The 24,500-nt window shown below is 48.6% G+C and carries 1 protein-coding gene; it reads left to right on the top strand.

The genetic code is table 11. The features are described from left to right. Positions 1-86 precede the first annotated feature (86 nt). Complete coding sequence (locus tag H5336_RS00085; protein WP_185230317.1) at positions 87-24,500, top strand: immunoglobulin-like domain-containing protein; 24,414 nt, start codon at positions 87-89, stop codon at positions 24,498-24,500.

Below are 24,500 nucleotides of genomic sequence, written 5' to 3'. Positions count from 1 at the left end.
AGTATATGGCGCGCATATTAATTTATGCTTCTCCCCTAAATTCCATTTTTTTGTTCAAAGCAACTGATTGCAACTAGGACTGACCTATGAACCCTATCGCGACCGTCTCTTCCGTGTCTGGAGTTAACTATGCCAAAAGTGCTGCTGGTGATTGGCGTGAACTCAAGCCCGGCGATGTTGTATTCGAGGGCGACTCCATTGTTAACGGGCCTGGGGGCAAGGTAGAGCTTGCTTTGAACGACGGTAATACAGTGGTTGTGGATGAATCCGGGGAAGTGCTCGTCAGTACGGACTTGTTAAGTATAGAAGCGCCGGTAGCCGACGAGAATGCGATTGAAGGGGAGGATGTAGCGGCTTTACTGGAAGCGCTTGAGACCGGTGTGGATCTTAATGAGGTGCTAGAGGAAACCGCTGCAGGAGGCGGCCCAGCGGACGAAGGCCACGGATTTGTGCGTCTGGCGCGAATCGTGGAGGCGCTTCCCGACCTGGATATTACTGCGAGTCCGCTGGCTCCAGCGGAAATTGTAGATTTGGATTCCCGTGGTGATGATCCGGTAGGCGTACTATTTCCCAGTTCAAACCTAACGATTTCTGGGCCTGCGACGGTTACAGAGGGTGCACCTATTGGTTACACCGCTACTCTGGATGACCCCGCAGAAAGCGACATGAGCGTAACGCTGAACAATGGTTTGGTGATTACAATTGTTGCCGGTGAAAGCTCTGGTTCTGCTGAAATCACGGCCTTCGATGATGTTTATCTGGGAGGAAGCAGTATTAGTACTGCCATTGCTGACGTTGATGGCGGCGGTTTACGAAACCTGAGTGTATCCAGGACACCGGTGGTCACTGTAATTAACGATGACAACGATTCCACCAATGTGCAGCTCAGTGCTACGGCTACTGTGTTGGAAGGTGGTGATATCACTTACACGGTGACTGTTCCCAGCCCAACTATTGAAGCGCTAAACGTAGTTTTGAATGACGGGACGGTAATAACCATTCCGAGTGGGCAATCCACTGCAAGCGCTGTGATTCAAGCCGGAAACAATGTTTATGCTGGGGCGAATGCAACGGCTAATACAATTGAAAGCGCCTTAGGTGGAGGCTTTGAGAGCCTTGAAATTGATAGTACACCAGCCTTGGTATTGGTGTCGGATGTGGTTGATCCCACGACCTTAAGCCTTACCGCTTCTGAGCTGGTGGTGGAAGGTGGAATGATCACCTATGCCGCAGTGCTGGATAACCCTGCCGGCAGCGATATGACGGTTACTCTCGACAATGGCGGAATAATTAATATTCCCGCAGGTAGCACTTCGGGTGAAATTGAGCTGCAGGTGGAGGACGATGTTTACCTAGGCGGTGGCCAGTTTACGTCTGCCGCCATTGTGGCGACTACGGGCGGTAATTTCGAGCAGTTGGTGGTTAATTCCACCGCGACGGAAGTTGTTGATACCACCAGCATCACCAACTTAGTACTTACCGCGACGGATAGCGTTGTGGAGGGCGGGGCTATCACGTATCTCGCAACTCTCGATAATCCCGCCGGTAGTGACATGACGATCACTTTAAGTAACGGGTTGGTGATTTCTATTCCTGCAGGCGCCAGTGCTGGTGCGGCATTGTTTGCCACCAGCGATGATGTTTACGCGGTAGAAAATACACTTAGCACGGTAATTGTTAGTGCTGTTGGCGGAAATTTTGAGTCGCTAAATGTAAGTGGTGAAAGCGTTGTGACCACTGTGTTAAACGACAGCGACGACACCACACTGCGATTAAGCGCAAACACTTCGGTAAGCGAAGGTGAAGACATTGTTTACACGCTTAGTTTAGATAATCCGGCGAATAGTGACCTTACCGTTAGCCTAGATAACGGCGAAACTATAATAATAAGTGCTGGCAGTTCACAGGCCAGTATTAACGTGCCTACCAATAATTTTGGTTCGGTACTGGTGGCAATTTCAGATACCTCTGGCGGCAATTTTGAGAACCTAATTGTCGATACACTGCCTGTGTTGACTCAAGTGCAGCAAGTTACTCAACTTTCTTTAAGTGCTGATCAGTCTGTTGGAGAGGGAGAATCGATAGTTTACACCGCTACCCTGAGTTCATCTGCCGCAGCGCCTATGGAAGTTACGCTCAGTAATGGTTTGATTATTTCCATCGCGGCGGGGGAAGCAAGTGGCGAAGCCAGTATTCTCTCAGCCGATGATGTTTATGTTGGCGGTGGCACAGCCTCCGCTTTTATCGAGTCTACAGAGGGCGGCAATTTTTCAGTTTTACAAATAGATAGTACTCCGGTTACTACTTCGATTATTGATGACAATGATCAGACAACGCTGAGAATTTTCGGCCCGGCATCAGTGAATGAAGGCGAGCCAATCGTTTATACCGCAACATTGAGCAACGCTTCGGCCAGTGATGTGACTGTAGAGCTTTCTAACGGCGAAGTTATTCTAATTGCTACGGGAGAAACATCGGGTTCAATTTCTATCAGTACCAGTGACGACGCGTACCAGTCTGCTACCACTGAGAGTGTTTCCATTAGCCGCGCGTCTGGCGGTAGTTTTGAAAATCTTACTCTTGATGGCAACGTAATAAGCACCGCTATCAACGATATTGTTGATTCAACAACCGTTTCTCTATCGGCTACGGGTTCCATTACCGAAGCCGGTGGAACGATTACCTACACCGCAGCGGTTAGCAATCCCACCGATACCGCGATGACCGTTAATCTAAGTAATGGTGCAACCATCACTATTGCGGCCGGAGATACTTCCGGTGCAGTCGATGTAGTGGTTGCGGCTGATGAAGATGTTTACCTGGATGGTTCCAATGTTTCAGCGACAATCGCTAGCACCTCCGGTGGTAATTTTGAATCCGTCATAATCGATTCAACAGCGGCTGTAACTTCAATAAGTGACACCATTGATGCAACCACGGTTTCTTTAGGTGCAACGGGTTCGATTACCGAAGCGGGTGGCACGATTACCTACACCGCGACGGCTACTAATCCAACCGATACTGCGATGACCGTTAATTTAAGCAACGGTGCAACCATTACTATTGCAGCCGGCGATACTTCCGGTGCAGTCGATGTAGTGGTTGCGGCTGACGAAGATGTTTATGTCGATGGGTCTTCAATCTCAACCACTATCGCTAGTACCTCGGGCGGTAATTTTGAATCGGTCATAATCGATTCAACAGCGGCTGTAACTTCAATAAGTGACACCATTGATGCAACCACGGTTTCTTTAGGTGCAACGGGTTCCATTACCGAAGCCGGTGGAACGATTACGTACACCGCAGCGGTTACCAATCCGACCGATACCGCGATGACCGTTAATTTAAGCAACGGTGCAATTATCACCATTGCAGCCGGCGATACTTCCGGTGCAGTCGATGTAGTGGTTGCGGCTGATGAAGATGTTTATGTCGATGGGTCTTCAATCTCAACCATTATTGATAGCACCTCGGGCGGTAATTTTGAGTCGGTCATAATCGATTCAACAGCGGCTGTAACTTCAATAAGTGACACCGTGGATGTAACCACGGTTTCTTTAGGTGCAACGGGTTCAATTACCGAAGCGGGTGGAACGATTACGTATACAGCAGCGGTTACCAATCCCACTGATACCGCGATGACCGTTAATTTGAGTAATGGTGCAATCATCACTATTGCAGCGGGGGATACCACGGGCTCGGTTGATATAGTAGTTGCAGCGGATGAAGATGTTTATCTGGATGGTTCCAATGTTTCAGCGACAATCGCTAGCACCTCGGGCGGTAATTTTGAAACGGTCACGATTGATTCAACTCCTGCCGTAACAACTATCACTGACACGGTTGATGCAACCACGGTTTCTCTATCGGCGACCGGTTCTATAACCGAAGCGGGCGGAACCATTAGCTACACCGCTGCGGTTACCAATCCAACCGATACCGCGATGACCGTTAATTTAAGCAACGGTGCAATCATCACCATTGCGGCCGGAGATACTTCCGGTGCAGTCGATGTAGTGGTTGCGGCAGACGAAGATGTGTATGTCGATGGTTCCAATGTTTCAGCGACAATCGCTAGCACCTCCGGTGGTAATTTTGAATCGGTCATAATCGATAGCACGCCAGCGACAACTGCAGTAACGGATACCGTTGATGCAACCACGGTTTCTCTATCGGCGACCGGTTCTATAAACGAAGCGGGCGGAACGATTACCTACACAGCAGCGGTTAGCAATCCAACCGATACTGCGATGACCGTTAATTTAAGCAACGGTGCAATTATCACCATTGCAGCCGGAGATACTTCCGGTGCAGTCGATGTAGTGGTTGCGGCTGATGAAGATGTTTACCTGGATGGTTCTTTATTATCAGCCACTATCGCTAGCACCTCGGGTGGTAATTTTGAATCGGTAACGATTGATTCAACAGCGGCTGTAACTTCAATAAGTGACACCGTTGATGCAACCACGGTTTCTTTAGGTGCAACGGGTTCGATTACCGAAGCCGGTGGAATGATTACGTACACCGCGACGGTTACCAATCCCACCGATACCGCGATGACCGTTAATTTAAGCAACGGTGCAATCATCACCGTTGCGGCGGGCGATAGTTCGGGCTCGGTTGATGTGATTATCGCGGCAGACGAAGATGTTTACCTGGATGGTTCTTCAATCTCAACCATTATTGATAGTACCTCCGGTGGTAATTTTGAATCGGTCATAATCGATTCAACAGCGGCTGTAACAACCATCGCTGATACCGTTGATGCAACCACGGTTTCTTTAGGTGCAACAGGTTCCATTACCGAAGCCGGTGGAACGATTACGTACACCGCAGCGGTTACCAATCCCACTGATACCGCGATGACTGTTAATTTGAGTAATGGTGCAATCATCACTATTGCAGCGGGGGATACCACGGGCTCGGTTGATGTAGTAGTTGCGGCAGACGAAGATGTTTACCTGGATGGTTCTTCAATCTCAACCATTATTGATAGTACCTCCGGTGGTAATTTTGAATCGGTCATAATCGATTCAACAGCGGCTGTAACTTCAATAAGTGACACTGTGGATGCAACAACTGTTTCTTTATCGGCGACCGGTTCTATAACCGAAGCGGGTGGCACGATTACGTATACCGCTGCGGTTACAAATCCAACCGATACCGCCATGACTGTTAATTTAAGTAACGGTGCAACCATCACCATTGCAGCCGGCGATACTTCCGGTGCAGTCGATGTAGTGGTTGCGGCAGACGAAGATGTATATGTGGATGGTTCTTCAATCTCAACCACTATCGCTAGCACCTCAGGTGGTAATTTTGAATCGGTCATAATCGATAGCACACCAGCGACTACTGCAGTAACGGATACCGTTGATTCAACAACTGTTTCTCTATCGGCGACCGGTTCTATAACCGAAGCGGGCGGAACCATTAGCTACACCGCGACGGTTACCAATCCAACCGATACTGCGATGACCGTTAATTTAAGCAACGGTGCAATCATCACCATTGCGGTGGGGGATAGTTCGGGCTCGGTTGATGTTGTAGTTGCGGCGGATGAAGATGTTTATCTGGATGGTTCGAATGTTTCAGCGACTATTGCTAGCACCTCGGGTGGTAATTTTGAATCGGTAACGATTGATTCAGCAGCGGCTGTAACTTCAATAAGTGACACCGTTGATGCAACCACGGTTTCTTTAGGTGCAACGGGTTCCATTACCGAAGCCGGTGGAACGATTACCTACACCGCTGTGGTTACTAATCCAACCGATACCGCGATGACCGTTAATTTAAGTAACGGTGCAATTATCACCATTGCAGCCGGCGATACTTCCGGTGCAGTCGATGTAGTGGTTGCGGCAGACGAAGATGTGTATGTCGATGGTTCCAATGTTTCAGCGACAATCGCTAGCACCTCCGGTGGTAATTTTGAATCGGTAACGATTGATTCAACTCCTGCCGTAACAACCATTACTGACACCGTTGATGCAACAACTGTTTCTTTAGGTGCAACAGGTTCCATTACCGAAGCCGGTGGAACGATTACCTACACCGCAGCGGTTACCAATCCCACTGATACCGCGATGACTGTTAATTTGAGTAATGGTGCAATCATCACCATTGCAGCGGGGGATACTTCCGGTGCAGTCGATGTAGTGGTTGCGGCAGACGAAGATGTATATGTGGATGGGACTTCAATATCAACCACTATCGCTAGCACCTCGGGCGGTAATTTTGAATCGGTCTTAATCGATAGCACACCAGCGACTACTGCAGTAACGGATACCGTTGATTCAACAACTGTTTCTCTATCGGCGACCGGTTCTATAACCGAAGCGGGCGGAACGATTACCTACACCGCTGCGGTTACTAATCCAACCGATACTGCGATGACGGTTACGTTAAGCAATCTTGAAACCATTACCATTGCAGCGGGGGATACCACGGGCTCGGTCGATGTAGTGGTTGCAGCTGATGAAGATGTTTACCTGGATGGTTCTTCAATATCAGCCAATATTGCTAGCACCTCCGGTGGCAATTTTGAATCGGTAACGATTGATTCAACTCCTGCGACAACTGCAGTAACGGATACCGTTGATGCAACCACGGTTTCTTTATCGGCGACCGGTTCCATTACCGAAGCCGGTGGAACGATTACCTACACCGCAGCGGTTACCAGTCCAACCGATACCGTGATGACCGTTAATTTGAGTAACGGTGCAACCATCACCGTTGCGGCGGGCGATAGTTCGGGCTCGGTTGATGTTGTGGTTGCAGCGGACGAAGATGTTTACGTAGATGGTTCTTCAGCCTCAGTCACTATTAATAGTACGACTGGTGGCAGTTTTGAAAGTGTGTTGATTGACAACACGCCAGCCGTAACGTCAATTGCTGACACAATAGATACAACGGTGTTATCACTCAGCGCAACACCTACAGTCAGTGAGGGCGGTGCTATTACTTATACTGCTTCACTCACGAATTTAGCAGGTAGTGATTTAACTATTAACCTGAGTAACGGACAAAGCCTTACGATTCTTGCTGGAGACAATAGCGCCACGGTAGATGTGGTTGCAGCGGATGACCTTTATTCGGGTTCAAAATCAGAAAGTGTCACAATCTCCAGTGCCAGTGGCGGTAGCTTCGAAAATCTTACGGTCGATCCAACGTCCGCTACCACTACAATTATAGACGATAGCGATACTGTTTTTGCTCGCTTGGTGCAAGACACCTCTAGTTTTATAGAAAATGGCGGTAGTGGTACCTACTCTGTTCAGTTGGTTGATGGCGGTGGTAATCCGGTAGATGTAGCCCTGGGGGAAACAGTAACTGTCGCGCTAAATTATAGCGGTAGTGCCGCCGCAACCGAATATGATGGTGAGCAAATTACTGTCACGATCAATGGCGGTACATCAGAGGCTAACTTTACGGTCAGTAGCGTTGATGACGCGGTATCGGAAAGCAATGAAACGATTATTGTCGACATGGTTTCTGTCGTAGATAGCGGTAGTTTTGAAAGCATTACTCTAGATACAGAATTTAGCCAGGTTACCACCACAATAATCGATGATGATGGTTTTCCGCAATTGAGTATTAATGATGTAACGATTGATGAAGACGCTGGAGTGGCTGTATTTACTGTAACTCTTAGTCCTGTTTCTGCTTCTACAGTATCAATTGAATACGATACCGTTGATGGTACCGCCACTGAAGGTGAAGACTATACGGGAAGCAGTGGATCTTTAACCTTCTTGCCGGGTGAATCAGTACAGTACATTAACGTGCCTATCTTGGACGACAATTTTGCCGATAATGGCGAAACTTTCTCAGTAATTTTGTCCGCGCCTATTAATGCCAATATTGCCGATTCATCTGGGCTTGCAATAGTTAATGATGATGCTGATACCGCTAATTTGACTTTGTCAGCAACTAATTCAATAGCTGAGTCGGGCGGAATGATTACCTATACCGCAGCGGTTACTAATCCCACCGATACCGCGATGACCGTTAATCTAAGTAGTGGTGCAAGCATCACTATAGCAGCCGGCGACACTTCCGGTGCAGTCGATGTAGTGGTTGCGGCAGACGAAGATGTGTATGTCGATGGTTCGAATATTTCAGTGACAATCGCTAGCACCTCGGGTGGCAATTTTGAATCGGTAACGATTGATTCAACACCTGCGGTGACTTCTATTGCAGACACTGTTGATGCAACAACCGTTTCTTTATCGGCGACCGGTTCCATTACCGAAGCGGGTGGAGTGATTACCTATACGGCAGCGGTTAGCAATCCCACCGATACCGCCATGACCGTTAATTTAAGCAACGGTGCAACCATCACCGTTGCGGCGGGCGATAGTTCGGGCTCGGTTGATGTGATTATCGCGGCAGACGAAGATGTTTACCTGGATGGTTCTTCAATCTCAACCATTATTGATAGCACCTCCGGTGGTAATTTTGAGTCGGTCATAATCGATTCAGTAGCGGCTGTAACAACCATCGCTGATACCGTTGATGCAACGACGGTTTCTTTATCGGCGACCGGTTCCATTACCGAAGCGGGTGGAGCGATTACCTATACGGCAGTGGTTACCAATCCGACCGATACCGCCATGACCGTTAATTTAAGCAACGGTGCAACCATCACCGTTGCGGCGGGCGATAGTTCGGGCTCGGTTGATGTGATTATCGCGGCAGACGAAGATGTTTACCTGGATGGTTCTTCAATCTCAACCATTATTGATAGTACCTCCGGTGGTAATTTTGAATCGGTCATAATCGATAGCACGCCAGCGACTACTGCAGTAACGGATACCGTTGATTCAACAACTGTTTCTCTATCGGCGACCGGTTCCATTACCGAAGCAGGCGGAACGATTACCTACACCGCAGCGGTTACCAATCCCACTGATACCGCGATGACTGTTAATTTGAGTAATGGTGCAATCATCACTATTGCAGCGGGGGGTACTTCCGGTGCAGTCGATGTAGTGGTTGCGGCAGACGAAGATGTGTATGTCGATGGTTCCAATGTTTCAGCGACAATCGCTAGCACCTCGGGTGGTAATTTTGAGTCGGTCATAATCGATTCAGCAGCGGCTGTAACAACCATCGCTGATACCGTTGATGCAACGACGGTTTCTTTATCGGCGACCGGTTCAGTAACCGAAGCGGGCGGAACCATTAGCTATACCGCGACGGTTACCAATCCAACCGATACTGCGATGACCGTTAATCTAAGTAATGGTGCAACCATTACTATTGCAGCCGGCGATACTTCCGGTGCAGTCGATGTAGTGGTTGCGGCTGATGAAGATGTTTACCTGGATGGTTCCAATGTTTCAGCGACAATCGCTAGCACCTCGGGTGGTAATTTTGAATCCGTCATAATCGATTCAACACCTGCGGTGACTTCTATTGCAGATACTGTTGATGCAACAACCGTTTCTTTAGGTGCAACGGGTTCCATTACCGAAGCGGGTGGAATGATTACGTACACCGCTGCGGTTACCAATCCCACCGATACCGCGATGACCGTTAATTTGAGTAATGGTGCAATCATCACTATTGCAGCGGGGGATACTTCCGGTGCAGTTGATGTAGTGGTTGCCGCCGACGAAGATGTATATGTGGATGGGGCTTCAATATCAGCCAATATTGCTAGCACCTCGGGCGGTAATTTTGAATCGGTCACGATTGATTCAACACCTGCGGTGACTTCTATTGCAGATACTGTTGATGCAACAACTGTTTCTTTATCGGCGACCGGTTCCATTACCGAAGCCGGTGGAACGATTACCTACACCGCAGCGGTTACGAATCCAACCGATACTTCGATGACCGTTAATCTAAGTAATGGTGCAATCATCACTATTGCAGCGGGGGATACTTCCGGTGCAGTTGATGTAGTGGTTGCCGCCGACGAAGATGTATATGTGGATGGGGCTTCAATATCAGCCAATATTGCTAGCACCTCGGGCGGTAATTTTGAATCGGTCACGATTGATTCAACACCTGCTGTAACTTCAATAAGTGACACCATTGATTCAACAACTGTTTCTCTATCGGCAACGGGTTCGATTACCGAAGCGGGCGGAACGATTACCTACACCGCAGCGGTTACGAATCCCACCGATACCGCCATGATCGTTAATTTAAGCAACGGTGCAACCATCACCATTGCGGCGGGCGATAGTTCGGGCTCGGTTGATGTTGTGGTTGCAGCTGACGAAGATGTTTACCTGGATGGTTCTTCAATATCAGCGACTATTGCTAGCACCTCGGGTGGTAATTTTGAATCGGTAACGATTGATTCAACAGCGGCTGTAACTTCAATAAGTGACACCATTGATTCAACAACTGTTTCTCTATCGGCAACGGGTTCGATTACCGAAGCGGGCGGAACGATTACCTACACCGCAGCGGTTACGAATCCCACCGATACCGCCATGATCGTTAATTTAAGCAACGGTGCAACCATCACCATTGCGGCGGGCGATAGTTCGGGCACGGTTGATGTGATTGTTGCCGCCGACGAAGATGTTTATGTCGATGGGTCTTCAATCTCAACCATTATTGATAGTACCTCCGGTGGTAATTTTGAATCCGTCATAATCGATTCAACAGCGGCTGTAACAACCATCGCTGATACCGTTGATGCAACAACTGTTTCTCTATCGGCGACCGGTTCTATAACCGAAGCGGGTGGAGCGATTACCTATACGGCAGCGGTTACCAATCCAACCGATACTGCGATGATCGTTAATTTAAGCAACGGTGCAATCATCACCATTGCGGCCGGAGATACTTCCGGTGCAGTCGATGTAGTGGTTGCGGCAGACGAAGATGTTTACCTGGATGGTTCTTCATTATCAGCCACTATCGCTAGCACCTCCGGTGGTAATTTTGAATCGGTCACGATTGATTCAACTCCTGCCGTAACAACTATCACTGACACGGTTGATGCAACCACGGTTTCTTTAGGTGCAACGGGTTCCATTACCGAAGCCGGTGGAACGATTACCTACACCGCAGCGGTTACCAATCCGACCGATACCGCCATGACCGTTAATTTAAGCAACGGTGCAACCATCACCGTTGCGGCGGGCGATAGTTCGGGCTCGGTTGATGTGATTATCGCGGCAGACGAAGATGTTTACCTGGATGGTTCTTCAATATCAACCATTATTGATAGTACCTCCGGTGGTAATTTTGAATCGGTCATAATCGATTCAGCAGCGGCTGTAACAACCATCGCTGATACCGTTGATGCAACGACGGTTTCTTTATCGGCGACCGGTTCAGTAACCGAAGCGGGCGGAACCATTAGCTACACCGCTGCGGTTACCAATCCAACCGATACTTCGATGACCGTTAATTTAAGTAACGGTGCAATTATCACCATTGCAGCGGGGGATAGTTCGGGCTCGGTTGATGTTGTAGTTGCGGCGGATGAAGATGTGTATGTCGATGGTTCGAATATTTCAGCGACAATCGCTAGCACCTCGGGTGGTAATTTTGAATCGGTAACGATTGATTCAACTCCTGCCGTAACAACTATCACTGACACGGTTGATGCAACCACGGTTTCTCTATCGGCGACCGGTTCCATTACCGAAGCGGGCGGAACCATTAGCTATACCGCGACGGTTACCAATCCAACCGATACTGCGATGATCGTTAATTTAAGCAACGGTGCAACCATCACCATTGCGGCGGGCGATAGTTCGGGCTCGGTTGATTTAGTGGTTGCAGCGGATGAAGATGTTTACCTAGATGGTTCTAATGTTTCAGCGACAATCGCTAGCACCTCGGGCGGTAATTTTGAGTCGGTAACGATTGATTCAACAGCGGCTGTAACTTCAATAAGTGACACCGTGGATGCAACAACTGTTTCTTTATCAGCGACCGGTTCAGTAACCGAAGCGGGTGGAACGATTACCTATACGGCAGCGGTTACCAATCCAACCGATACTGCGATGACCGTTAATTTAAGCAACGGTGCAATCATCACCATTGCGGCCGGAGATACTTCCGGTGCAGTCGATGTAGTGGTTGCGGCTGACGAAGATGTTTACCTGGATGGTTCTTCAATATCAGCCACTATTGATAGTACTTCGGGTGGTAATTTTGAATCGGTCACGATTGATTCAACTCCTGCCGTAACAACTATCACTGACACGGTTGATGCAACCACGGTTTCTTTAGGTGCAACGGGTTCCATTACCGAAGCCGGTGGAACGATTACCTACACCGCAGCGGTTACCAATCCGACCGATACCGCGATGACCGTTAATTTAAGCAACGGTGCAACCATCACCGTTGCGGCGGGCGATAGTTCGGGCTCGGTTGATGTTGTGGTTGCAGCTGACGAAGATGTTTACCTGGATGGTTCTTCAATATCAGCGACTATTGCTAGCACCTCGGGTGGTAATTTTGAATCGGTAACGATTGATTCAACAGCGGCTGTAACTTCAATAAGTGACACCATTGATTCAACAACTGTTTCTCTATCGGCAACGGGTTCGATTACCGAAGCGGGCGGAACGATTACCTACACCGCAGCGGTTACGAATCCCACCGATACCGCGATGACCGTTAATTTAAGCAACGGTGCAACCATCACCATTGCGGCGGGCGATAGTTCGGGCACGGTTGATGTGATTGTTGCCGCCGACGAAGATGTTTATGTCGATGGGTCTTCAATCTCAACCATTATTGCTAGCACCTCCGGTGGTAATTTTGAATCGGTCATAATCGATTCAACAGCGGCTGTAACAACCATCGCTGATACCGTTGATGCAACCACGGTTTCTTTAGGTGCAACGGGTTCCATTACCGAAGCGGGTGGAACGATTACGTACACCGCTGCGGTTACTAATCCCACCGATACCGCGATGACCGTTAATTTAAGTAATGGTGCAACCATCACTATTGCGGCGGGCGATAGTTCGGGCTCGCTTGATGTAGCGTTTGCGGAAGACGAAGATGTATATGTCGATGGTTCCACTGTTTCAGCGACAATCGCTAGCACCTCGGGTGGAAATTTTGAATCGGTCACGATTGATTCAACGCCTGCCGTAACAACCATCACTGACACCGTTGATGCAACAACCATTTCTTTAGGTGCAACGGGTTCCATTACCGAAGCGGGCGGAACCATTACCTATACCGCCGCGGTTACCAATCCAACCGAAACCGCCATGACCGTTAATTTAAGCAATGGTGCAACCATCACTATTGCGGCGGGCGATACTTCGGGCAATGTTGATGTGATTATCGCGGCAGACGAAGATGTTTACCTGGATGGTTCTTCAATATCAGCCACTATTGATAGTACTTCGGGTGGTAATTTTGAGTCGGTCACTATCGATTCAACTCCTGCGGTGACTTCTATTGCAGATACCGTTGATGCAACAACCGTTTCTCTATCGGCAACGGGTTCGATTACCGAAGCGGGCGGAACGATTACCTACACCGCAGCGGTTACGAATCCAACCGATACTTCGATGACCGTTAATTTAAGTAACGGTGCAATTATCACCATTGCAGCGGGGGATAGTTCGGGCTCGGTTGATGTTGTGGTTGCAGCGGATGAAGATGTTTACCTGGATGGTTCCAATGTTTCAGCGACAATCGCTAGCACCTCGGGTGGTAATTTTGAATCGGTCATAATCGATTCAACAGAGGCTGTAACTTCTATTGTAGATACTGTTGATGCAACAACCGTTTCTTTATCGGCGACCGGTTCCATTACCGAAGCGGGCGGAACCATTAGCTATACCGCGACGGTTACCAATCCAACCGATACTGCGATGACCGTTAATCTAAGTAATGGTGCAACCATTACTATTGCAGCCGGCGATACTTCCGGTGCAGTCGATGTAGTGGTTGCGGCTGATGAAGATGTTTACCTGGATGGTTCCAATGTTTCAGCGACAATCGCTAGCACCTCGGGTGGTAATTTTGAATCGGTAACGATTGATTCAACTCCTGCCGTAACAACTATCACTGACACGGTTGATGCAACCACGGTTTCTCTATCGGCGACCGGTTCTATAACCGAAGCGGGCGGAACCATTAGCTACACCGCTGCGGTTACCAATCCAACCGATACTTCGATGACCGTTAATTTAAGTAACGGTGCAATTATCACCATTGCAGCGGGGGATAGTTCGGGCTCGGTTGATGTTGTAGTTGCGGCGGATGAAGATGTGTATGTCGATGGTTCGAATATTTCAGCGACAATCGCTAGCACCTCGGGTGGTAATTTTGAATCGGTAACGATTGATTCAACTCCTGCCGTAACAACTATCACTGACACGGTTGATGCAACCACGGTTTCTCTATCGGCGACCGGTTCCATTACCGAAGCGGGCGGAACCATTAGCTATACCGCGACGGTTACCAATCCAACCGATACTGCGATGACCGTTAATTTAAGCAACGGTGCAACCATTACTATTGCAGCCGGCGATACTTCCGGTGCAGTCGATGTTGTGGTTGCGGCAGACGAAGATGTATATGTCGACGACTCATCAATATCAGCCACTATCGCTAGCACCTCGGGCGGTAATTTTGAATCGGTAACGATTGATTCAACAGCGGCTGTAACTTCAATAAGTGACACCGTTGATGCAACCACGGTTTCTTTAGGTGCAACAGGTTCCATTACCGAAGCAGGCGGAACGATTACCTACACCGCTGCGGTTACTAATCCAACCGATACTGCGATGACCGTTAATTTAAGTAATGGTGGAACCATCACCATTGCGGCGGGCGATAGTTCGGGCACAGTCGATGTGATTGTTGCCGCCGACGAAGATGTTTACCTGGATGGTTCTTCATTATCAGCCACTATCGCTAGCACCTCCGGTGGTAATTTTGAATCGGTAACGATTGATTCAACTCCTGCCGTAACAACTATCACTGACACGGTTGATGCAACCACGGTTTCTTTAGGTGCAACGGGTTCGATTACCGAAGCGGGTGGCACGATTACCTACACCGCGACGGTTACTAATCCAACCGATACTGCGATGACGGTTACGTTAAGCAATCTTGAAACCATTACCATTGCGGCGGGGGATAGTTCGGGCACGGTTGATGTAGTGGTTGCGGCGGATGAAGATGTTTACCTGGATGGTTCTTCAATATCAGCGACTATTGCTAGCACCTCGGGTGGTAATTTTGAATCGGTAACGATTGATTCAACTCCTGCCGTAACAACTATCACTGACACGGTTGATGCAACCACGGTTTCTTTAGGTGCAACGGGTTCCATTACCGAAGCCGGTGGAACGATTACCTACACCGCAGCGGTTACCAATCCAACCGAAACCGCCATGACCGTTAATTTAAGCAATGGTGCAACCATCACTATTGCGGCGGGCGATACTTCGGGCAATGTTGATGTGATTATCGCGGCAGACGAAGATGTTTACCTGGATGGTTCTTCAATATCAGCCACTATTGATAGTACTTCGGGTGGTAATTTTGAGTCGGTCACTATCGATTCAACTCCTGCGGTGACTTCTATTGCAGATACCGTTGATGCAACAACCGTTTCTCTATCGGCAACGGGTTCGATTACCGAAGCGGGCGGAACGATTACCTACACCGCAGCGGTTACGAATCCAACCGATACTTCGATGACCGTTAATTTAAGTAACGGTGCAATTATCACCATTGCAGCGGGGGATAGTTCGGGCTCGGTTGATGTAGTGGTTGCGGCTGACGAAGATGTTTATGTCGACGGCTCATCAATATCAGCCACTATCGCTAGCACCTCGGGTGGTAATTTTGAATCGGTCATAATCGATTCAACAGCGGCTGTAACTTCAATAAGTGACACCGTTGATGCAACAACTGTTTCTTTAGGTGCAACAGGTTCCATTACCGAAGCCGGTGGAACGATTACGTACACCGCAGCGGTTACCAATCCCACTGATACCGCGATGACCGTTAATTTGAGTAATGGTGCAATCATCACTATTGCAGCCGGAGATACTTCCGGTGCAGTCGATGTAGTGGTTGCGGCAGACGAAGATGTGTATGTCGATGGTTCCAATGTTTCAGCGACAATCGCTAGCACCTCGGGTGGTAATTTTGAATCGGTCATAATCGATTCAACAGCGGCTGTAACAACCATCGCTGATACCGTTGATGCAACAACTGTTTCTCTATCGGCGACCGGTTCTATAACCGAAGCGGGTGGAGCGATTACCTATACGGCAGCGGTTACCAATCCGACCGATACCGCCATGACCGTTAATTTAAGCAACGGTGCAACCATCACCATTGCGGTGGGCGATAGTTCGGGCTCGGTTGATGTAGTGGTTGCAGCGGATGAAGATGTTTACCTAGATGGTTCTAATGTTTCAGCGACAATCGCTAGCACCTCGGGTGGTAATTTTGAATCGGTAACGATTGATTCAACAGCGGCTGTAACTTCAATAAGTGACACCGTGGATGCAACAACTGTTTCTTTATCAGCGACCGGTTCAGTAACCGAAGCGGGTGGAGCGATTACCTATACGGCAGCGGTTACCAATCCAACCGATACTGCGATGACCGTTAATTTAAGCAACGGTGCAATCATCACCATTGCGGCCGGAGATACTTCCGGTGCAGTCGATGTAGTGGTTGCGGCTGACGAAGATGTTTATGTCGACGGCTCATCAATATCAGCCACTATCGCTAGCACCTCGGGCGGTAATTTTGAATCGGTCACGATTGATTCAACTCCTGCCGTAACAACTATCACTGACACGGTTGATGCAACCACGGTTTCTTTAGGTGCAACGGGTTCCATTACCGAAGCCGGTGGAACGATTACCTACACCGCAGCGGTTACTAATCCAACCGATACTGCGATGACCGTTAATTTAAGTAATGGTGGAACCATCACCATTGCGGCGGGCGATAGTTCCGGTGCAGTCGATGTAGTGGTTGCGGCGGATGAAGATGTTTACCTGGATGGTTCTTCATTATCAGCCACTATCGCTAGCACCTCGGGTGGTAATTTTGAGTCGGTAACGATTGATTCAACTCCTGCCGTAACAACTATCACTGACACGGTTGATGCAACCACGGTTTCTTTATCGGCGACCGGCTCTATAACCGAAGCAGGCGGAACGATTACCTACACAGCAGCGGTTACCAATCCAACCGATACCGCGATGACCGTTAATTTAAGCAACGGTGCAACCATCACTATTGCAGCCGGCGATACTTCCGGTGCAGTCGATGTTGTGGTTGCGGCAGACGAAGATGTATATGTCGACGACTCATCAATATCAGCCACTATCGCTAGCACCTCGGGCGGTAATTTTGAATCGGTAACGATTGATTCAACTCCTGCCGTAACAACTATCACTGACACGGTTGATGCAACCACGGTTTCTTTAGGTGCAACGGGTTCGATTACCGAAGCGGGTGGCACGATTACGTACACAGCAGCGGTTACGAATCCAACCGATACCGCGATGACCGTTAATTTGAGTAATGGTGCAACCATTACTATTGCGGCGGGCGATAGTTCGGGCAATGTTGATGTGATTATCGCGGCAGACGAAGATGTTTACCTGGATGGTTCTTCAATATCAGCCACTATTGATAGTACTTCGGGTGGTAATTTTGAATCGGTCACGATTGATTCAACTCCTGCCGTAACAACTATCACTGACACGGTTGATGCAACCACGGTTTCTTTAGGTGCAACGGGTTCCATTACCGAAGCCGGTGGAACGATTACCTACACCGCAGCGGTTACCAATCCGACCGATACCGCGATGACCGTTAATTTAAGCAACGGTGCAACCATCACCGTTGCGGCGGGCGATAGTTCGGGCTCGGTTGATGTGATTATCGCGGCAGACGAAGATGTTTACCTGGATGGTTCTTCAATATCAACCATTATTGATAGTACCTCGGGTGGTAATTTTGAATCGGTCATAATCGATTCAGCAGCGGCTGTAACAACCATCGCTGATACCGTTGATGCAACGACGGTTTCTTTATCGGCGACCGGTTCAGTAACCGAAGCGGGCGGAACCATTAGCTACACCGCTGCGGTTACCAATCCAACCGATACTTCGATGACCGTTAATTTGAGTAACGGTGCAATTATCACCATTGCAGCGGGGGATAGTTCGGGCTCGGTTGATGTTGTAGTTGCGGCGGATGAAGATGTGTATGTCGATGGTTCGAATATTTCAGCGACAATCGCTAGCACCTCGGGTGGTAATTTTGAATCGGTCACTATCGATTCAACTCCTGCGGTGACTTCTATTGCAGATACCGTTGATGCAACCACGGTTTCTCTATCGGCGACCGGTTCCATTACCGAAGCGGGCGGAACCATTAGCTATACCGCGACGGTTACCAATCCAACCGATACTGCGATGACCGTTAATTTAAGCAACGGTGCAACCATTACTATTGCAGCCGGCGACACTTCCGGTGCAGTCGATGTAGTGGTTGCGGCAGACGAAGATGTTTATGTCGATGGGTCTTCAATCTCAACCATTATTGATAGTACCTCCGGTGGTAATTTTGAATCCGTCATAATCGATTCAACAGCGGCTGTAACAACCATCGCTGATACCGTTGATGCAACCACGGTTTCTTTAGGTGCAACGGGTTCCATTACCGAAGCGGGTGGCACGATTACCTACACCGCGACGGTTACTAATCCAACCGATACCGCGATGACGGTTAATCTAAGTAATGGTGCAACCATTACTATTGCAGCCGGCGATACTTCCGGTGCAGTCGATGTAGTGGTTGCGGCAGACGAAGATGTTTATGTCGATGGGTCTTCAATCTCAACCATTATTGATAGTACCTCCGGTGGTAATTTTGAATCGGTCACGATTGATTCAACTCCTGCCGTAACAACCATCGCTGATACCGTTGATGCAACGACGGTTTCTTTAGGTGCAACGGGTTCCATTACCGAAGCCGGTGGCACGATTACCTACACCGCAGCGGTTACCAATCCAACCGAAACCGCCATGACCGTTAATTTAAGCAATGGTGCAACCATCACTATTGCGGCGGGCGATACTTCGGGCAATGTTGATGTGATTATCGCGGCAGACGAAGATGTTTACCTGGATGGTTCTTCAATATCAGCCACTATTGATAGTACTTCGGGTGGTAATTTTGAGTCGGTCACTATCGATTCAACTCCTGCGGTGACTTCTATTGCAGATACCGTTGATGCAACAACCGTTTCTCTATCGGCAACGGGTTCGATTACCGAAGCGGGCGGAACGATTACCTACACCGCAGCGGTTACGAATCCAACCGATACTTCGATGACCGTTAATTTAAGTAACGGTGCAATTATCACCATTGCAGCGGGGGATAGTTCGGGCTCGGTTGATGTAGTGGTTGCGGCAGACGAAGATGTTTATGTCGATGGGTCTTCAATCTCAACCATTATTGCTAGTACCTCCGGTGGTAATTTTGAATCGGTCATAATCGATTCAACAGCGGCTGTAACTTCAATAAGTGACACCATTGATGCAACCACGGTTTCTTTAGGTGCAACGGGTTCCATTACCGAAGCGGGTGGCACGATTACCTACACCGCAGCGGTTACCAATCCGACCGATACCGCCATGACCGTTAATTTAAGCAACGGTGCAACCATCACCGTTGCGGCGGGCGATAGTTCGGGCTCGGTTGATGTGATTATCGCGGCAGACGAAGATGTTTACCTGGATGGTTCTTCAATCTCAACCATTATTGATAGCACCTCCGGTGGTAATTTTGAATCGGTCACGATTGATTCAACTCCTGCCGTAACAACTATCACTGACACGGTTGATGCAACCACGGTTTCTTTAGGTGCAACGGGTTCCATTACCGAAGCGGGTGGCACGATTACCTACACCGCGACGGTTGCTAATCCAACCGATGCCGCGATGACGGTTACGTTAAGCAATCTTGAAACCATTACCATTGCGGCGGGGGATAGTTCGGGCACGGTTGATGTAGTGGTTGCAGCTGACGAAGATGTTTATGTCGATGGGTCTTCAATCTCAACCATTATTGATAGTACCTCCGGTGGTAATTTTGAATCCGTCATAATCGATTCAACACCAGCCGTTACTTCAGTTGTCGATACGCTCGATGTGACCAACATTGCGCTTGCCGCAACTAACAGCGTAAATGAAGGTGAGCTGATTACCTACACGGCAACATTAACCAACCCAGCAGAATCTGCTACAACGGTCACATTGAGCAACGGTGCGGTTATTGCCATTGCTGCTGGTGCAAGTTTAGGTGCTGTATCAGTATTGGCGGGTAATGGCAGTAGTGCCAGTGTCACCATCATTGCAACCAGTGGAGGTAATTTTGAAAGTTTGGTGGTGGACAACACCCCGGCAGTAACAGTAATTGTCGATCTACCACCTCAGATAACAGTAACAGCACTCGATGTTACGGAGGAATCACTTGTTTCAGGTGATGTTGTTGCAACTTATGTTTCGAGTGACCCTGGTGGTGACCCACTTAGCCATCAATTGCTCAACAACGCCAACGGTTATTTTGTTTTGGTGGGTAACCAAATTCAGCTGACCCAAGTAGGCGTTGATGCAATTAATAACGACGTGCTAGATCTAACATCTTTAGACATTACTGTAGAAGTCACCGCAGACGCTATTTCAGTTAGTGATACAGATACCAGTAATATCACCCGAATTGACGAGGTACCCTCAACCACGCCAGAAAATTATTCGGCTGTGGAAGGCTCCACCTTAACCGTTACCGCTGCTGCTGGTGTGTTGGCAAATGATAGTGACCCTGAAGGCAATGTACTGAGTGCATTGGAGTTTGCCACCGACGTAGCAGGTAATAACTCAGCAACGGTCAATGGCAGTAATACGGTAACAACAGCGCTAGGGGGAACTGTAACGCTGTTCAGTGATGGTTCGTTTAGTTATGTTGCTCCGACGTCACTCGATCATAGCTTGAGCGAGAATTTAGTCGATAGTTTTACCTATCGTGCAAGCGACGGTGTAAAGAATTCTGATTGGACACAGGTCACCATTGATGTTTCCGACACAGCACCGATAGCGGCCAATGATAATGACAGTGTTGGTTTTGGCGAAACGGCGATAGGTAGTGTTATATCGGGGCTCGGTGGAGATGGAAACGGGGCTGATACGCTAGGGCAGGACGCAAGCCAGGTTATTTCCGTAGAATTTAAGGGCGTAACCTATAGCGGATTTAATGGCAGCGGGGACTTGGTCATTAATGCCGATTACGGAACACTCATCGTTAATCAAAATGGCTCCTACAGTTACGCGTCTTCGCAGGCGCTGTCACCGGTGGCAATAGGTGGTGGTGATGTTTCTACCTGGACTTCTGCCGGAGTAACACTTTACGGTTTTAATGCAGGTACGGCGTTCGAGAATGCTGGTGTTCTAAACTTAGCGGCCGGAAATGGTACAGGCAATATCACCTATTCGGCTGACGAGGGACTTGGCCTGAACTCCCCTGGTGGTGCAGACCGGAATAATGAATTAGACCAACGAAATGGGAATGCGGAAGCTATAGCACTGGACCTTAACGCTAACGCGGCGGTGGCAACCTTCACGCTAGGCGCTGTTGGAGGAAATGACGGCGGGCAATGGTACGTCTACGATGCGTCTATGAATTTGGTCGATACTTCAACTTTTCCTAGTGGAGCAACGGAAGTCAATATTAACCCGGGAAGTACTTTTAGGTATGTTGTATTTACCGCGAACGACAACGACGACGACTATAGGGTTCTTAGCGCAACGTACACGCCCGATGTAAATCTATCCGAGAGCGTCATTTACCGAATTGAAGATTCCGACGGGGACCAAACTAGCGCTGTTTTAACCTTGAGCCATGATCCCGTGCCGTTCGCTATAGATAACAGTAATACGGCTTATGAATCCTCGCTCGCTAATGGCACCGAGGTTGGAACCCGGTCAGCGATTTCTTCGGGCAATTTACTGGACAACGACGAGGGGCTTAATAGCACGGCTGATATTAGTGAAATTGTATTCGGGGGCACTGTTTACACGCCGGATGCAGTAGGGGTGATAACCGTAAATTCCTCCCAAGGGCAACTGGTGGTTTATACCCAAGATGACCTAGCCAATGGTGTTCGAGCAGGGGACTACGAATACACCATACTCAGCAATAATCTTGCTGGAGACAACTCAAGTGAGGTGTTCAGCTACACATTAGATGATGGCGACAATGTTTCTTCGGCCGATTTAACCATTAATTTCGTAGACGATGCGCCAGTGGGTGGCGATATAGTTTCCACAATACGAGCTTCCGAAGAAGTTAGCACCTATAACCTTGTTGTGGTATTGGATAGATCCGGCAGTATGGGTGGCAGTCGTATTGAAATCGCACGCAATGCCTTGAGTGAGTTGTTCGATTCATACGACGGTGTTGGCAATGTAAATATCCAAATTTTTGATTTTTCGGCAGATGTGACTAATTCAGGTTGGTATAGCGACAATATCAATGGCGCGGTGGATTACTTAAATAACATTAACACCGGCGGAGGCACGCAATACAGTACGGCGCTCAACGGTGTAATGACCGACTTCGCACCACCCGCCGGAGACAAAACACTGGTCTACTTTATTTCTGATGGCGAACCCAGCGGCGGCTACGATGTGGACAGCACTTTGCAGTCCACATGGGAAACCTTTCTCACAAACAATAATGTCGATATCTCGTTCGGTATTGGCGTAGGCGATGTTTCCTTGGCCTCGCTCGAGCCCATTGCGTTCCCAAATCAAGACCTTAGCGGCAATGGTACCGATGACTACGCTATCCAGGTTGCCGATGCTAGCGCGCTCTCCGATACGCTGCTGGCCACACTGGATTCTGGTTTAGTCAGTGGCTCTATTTCAATACTTGAGGGCGACGGTACAAGTGGCTTCTTCGTCGGTGCCGATGGAGGATATATCGAAAGTGTTGTTATAGATGGAACCACCTATACCTACAGCCCAGGCGTGCTGGAAGACATCGCTATTACAACAGAACTAGGAGGAACGATATCGGTTGATTTCCAAACAGGCGCATACAACTACCGTGTTGAAGTCGATGCGACGATTACAGGCGCACAAGAGCAGTTCACCATAACGGCCGTGGACAGCGATGGCGACAGCCTAACGGCTGGTTTAACCATTAACCTGGAATACAGCCCGCCTCTTGATGCCAACCGCGATACTATAATCAGCAATAGTCAGGACGGTACATTTTCGGTTACGGACGCCGCGCTATTACATAACGATATAGCTGCACAAAATGGTGCTGTTACCTTTGTTGGAAATGCCGTCAATGGTTCAGTTTCCGGCCCCGGGCCAAGTACCTTTAGCCTTGCAGCGGTACTGCTCAGTGAAGACGATTTCGGTATGGTCGCCGGGGAAATAAACGAAGTGGCTGGCGATGGAGAGACTGCCCCGGTCAATAACAGCATTGCAACAGCCGTTGATTTTACCGACCGTTCACTATTTGGCAGTGATGGTTCGGCCTTAGGTGGACTCAACAGAACTGGTTACAGTGCGGCCTACTACGGTAGCCTCAATAGTGACGGCGCGGCGGCAAACGGTTCAGATGAAGACTGGTTACATCTACAATTGGTCGAGGGTGAAAATATATGGTTTGACATCGATAACGCTGGCGTTGGTGTGGACATGTCTATCTATGACGCGAGCGGAAACTTTATTCAAACCATAGCCGATAATGGGCAGCCCTGGGGAGGATATACCGCAGCCAGCACTGGAGACTATTACGCACAAATTACCACTACCGACACTGGCAGTGGTAACTATGAACTCTACATGACAATTGATACCAGCGGAGCGAATTACGAAGTTACCACATTTGAATATACGGTGGCCGAAGGTATGTTAACGGATTCCAGTTTTGCCGATGTAAGATTTGTTAGTGGTACTACCATTACAGGTAGTGATAGTGACGAAATACTAATTGGCGGCGTAAATGATGATTCGCTTGTGGGTGCTGAAGGAAAAGATGCTCTGATTGGCGACGCAGGTAACGATATTTTGGATGGCGGTGCCGGTAACGATCTTCTCTTTGGCGGAACGGGTAATGACACCTTAACAGGTGGATTTGGCGCCGATGTGTTTGCTTGGGAATTAGGCGATGGCGCATCGATGGGCTCGCCGGCGAATGATCAAATTACCGATTTCGATACATCAAATACCGGCGATGCCATTGATTTGCGTGACTTACTCATCGACGAAACAGATGCAACTTTAACCGACTACCTCTACGTTGAAGTGCAAGCTGGAAATACTATTATTCATGTAAGTTCAAATGGCGGCTTCGATGATGGAATATACAACAGCGCCATGGAAGACCAAAGTATAGAGCTTACAGGGGTTGATCTTGTAACGGCCTTTGGTGGTGATCAAAGTGCCATTATTCAAGACTTAGTTAGTCGTGGAAAGCTCCTCACAGAGTAA

Source organism: Teredinibacter franksiae (assembly GCF_014218805.1).
GTDB lineage: Bacteria > Pseudomonadota > Gammaproteobacteria > Pseudomonadales > Cellvibrionaceae > Teredinibacter > Teredinibacter franksiae.
This window is presented reverse-complemented; position numbering and strand designations above follow the sequence as displayed.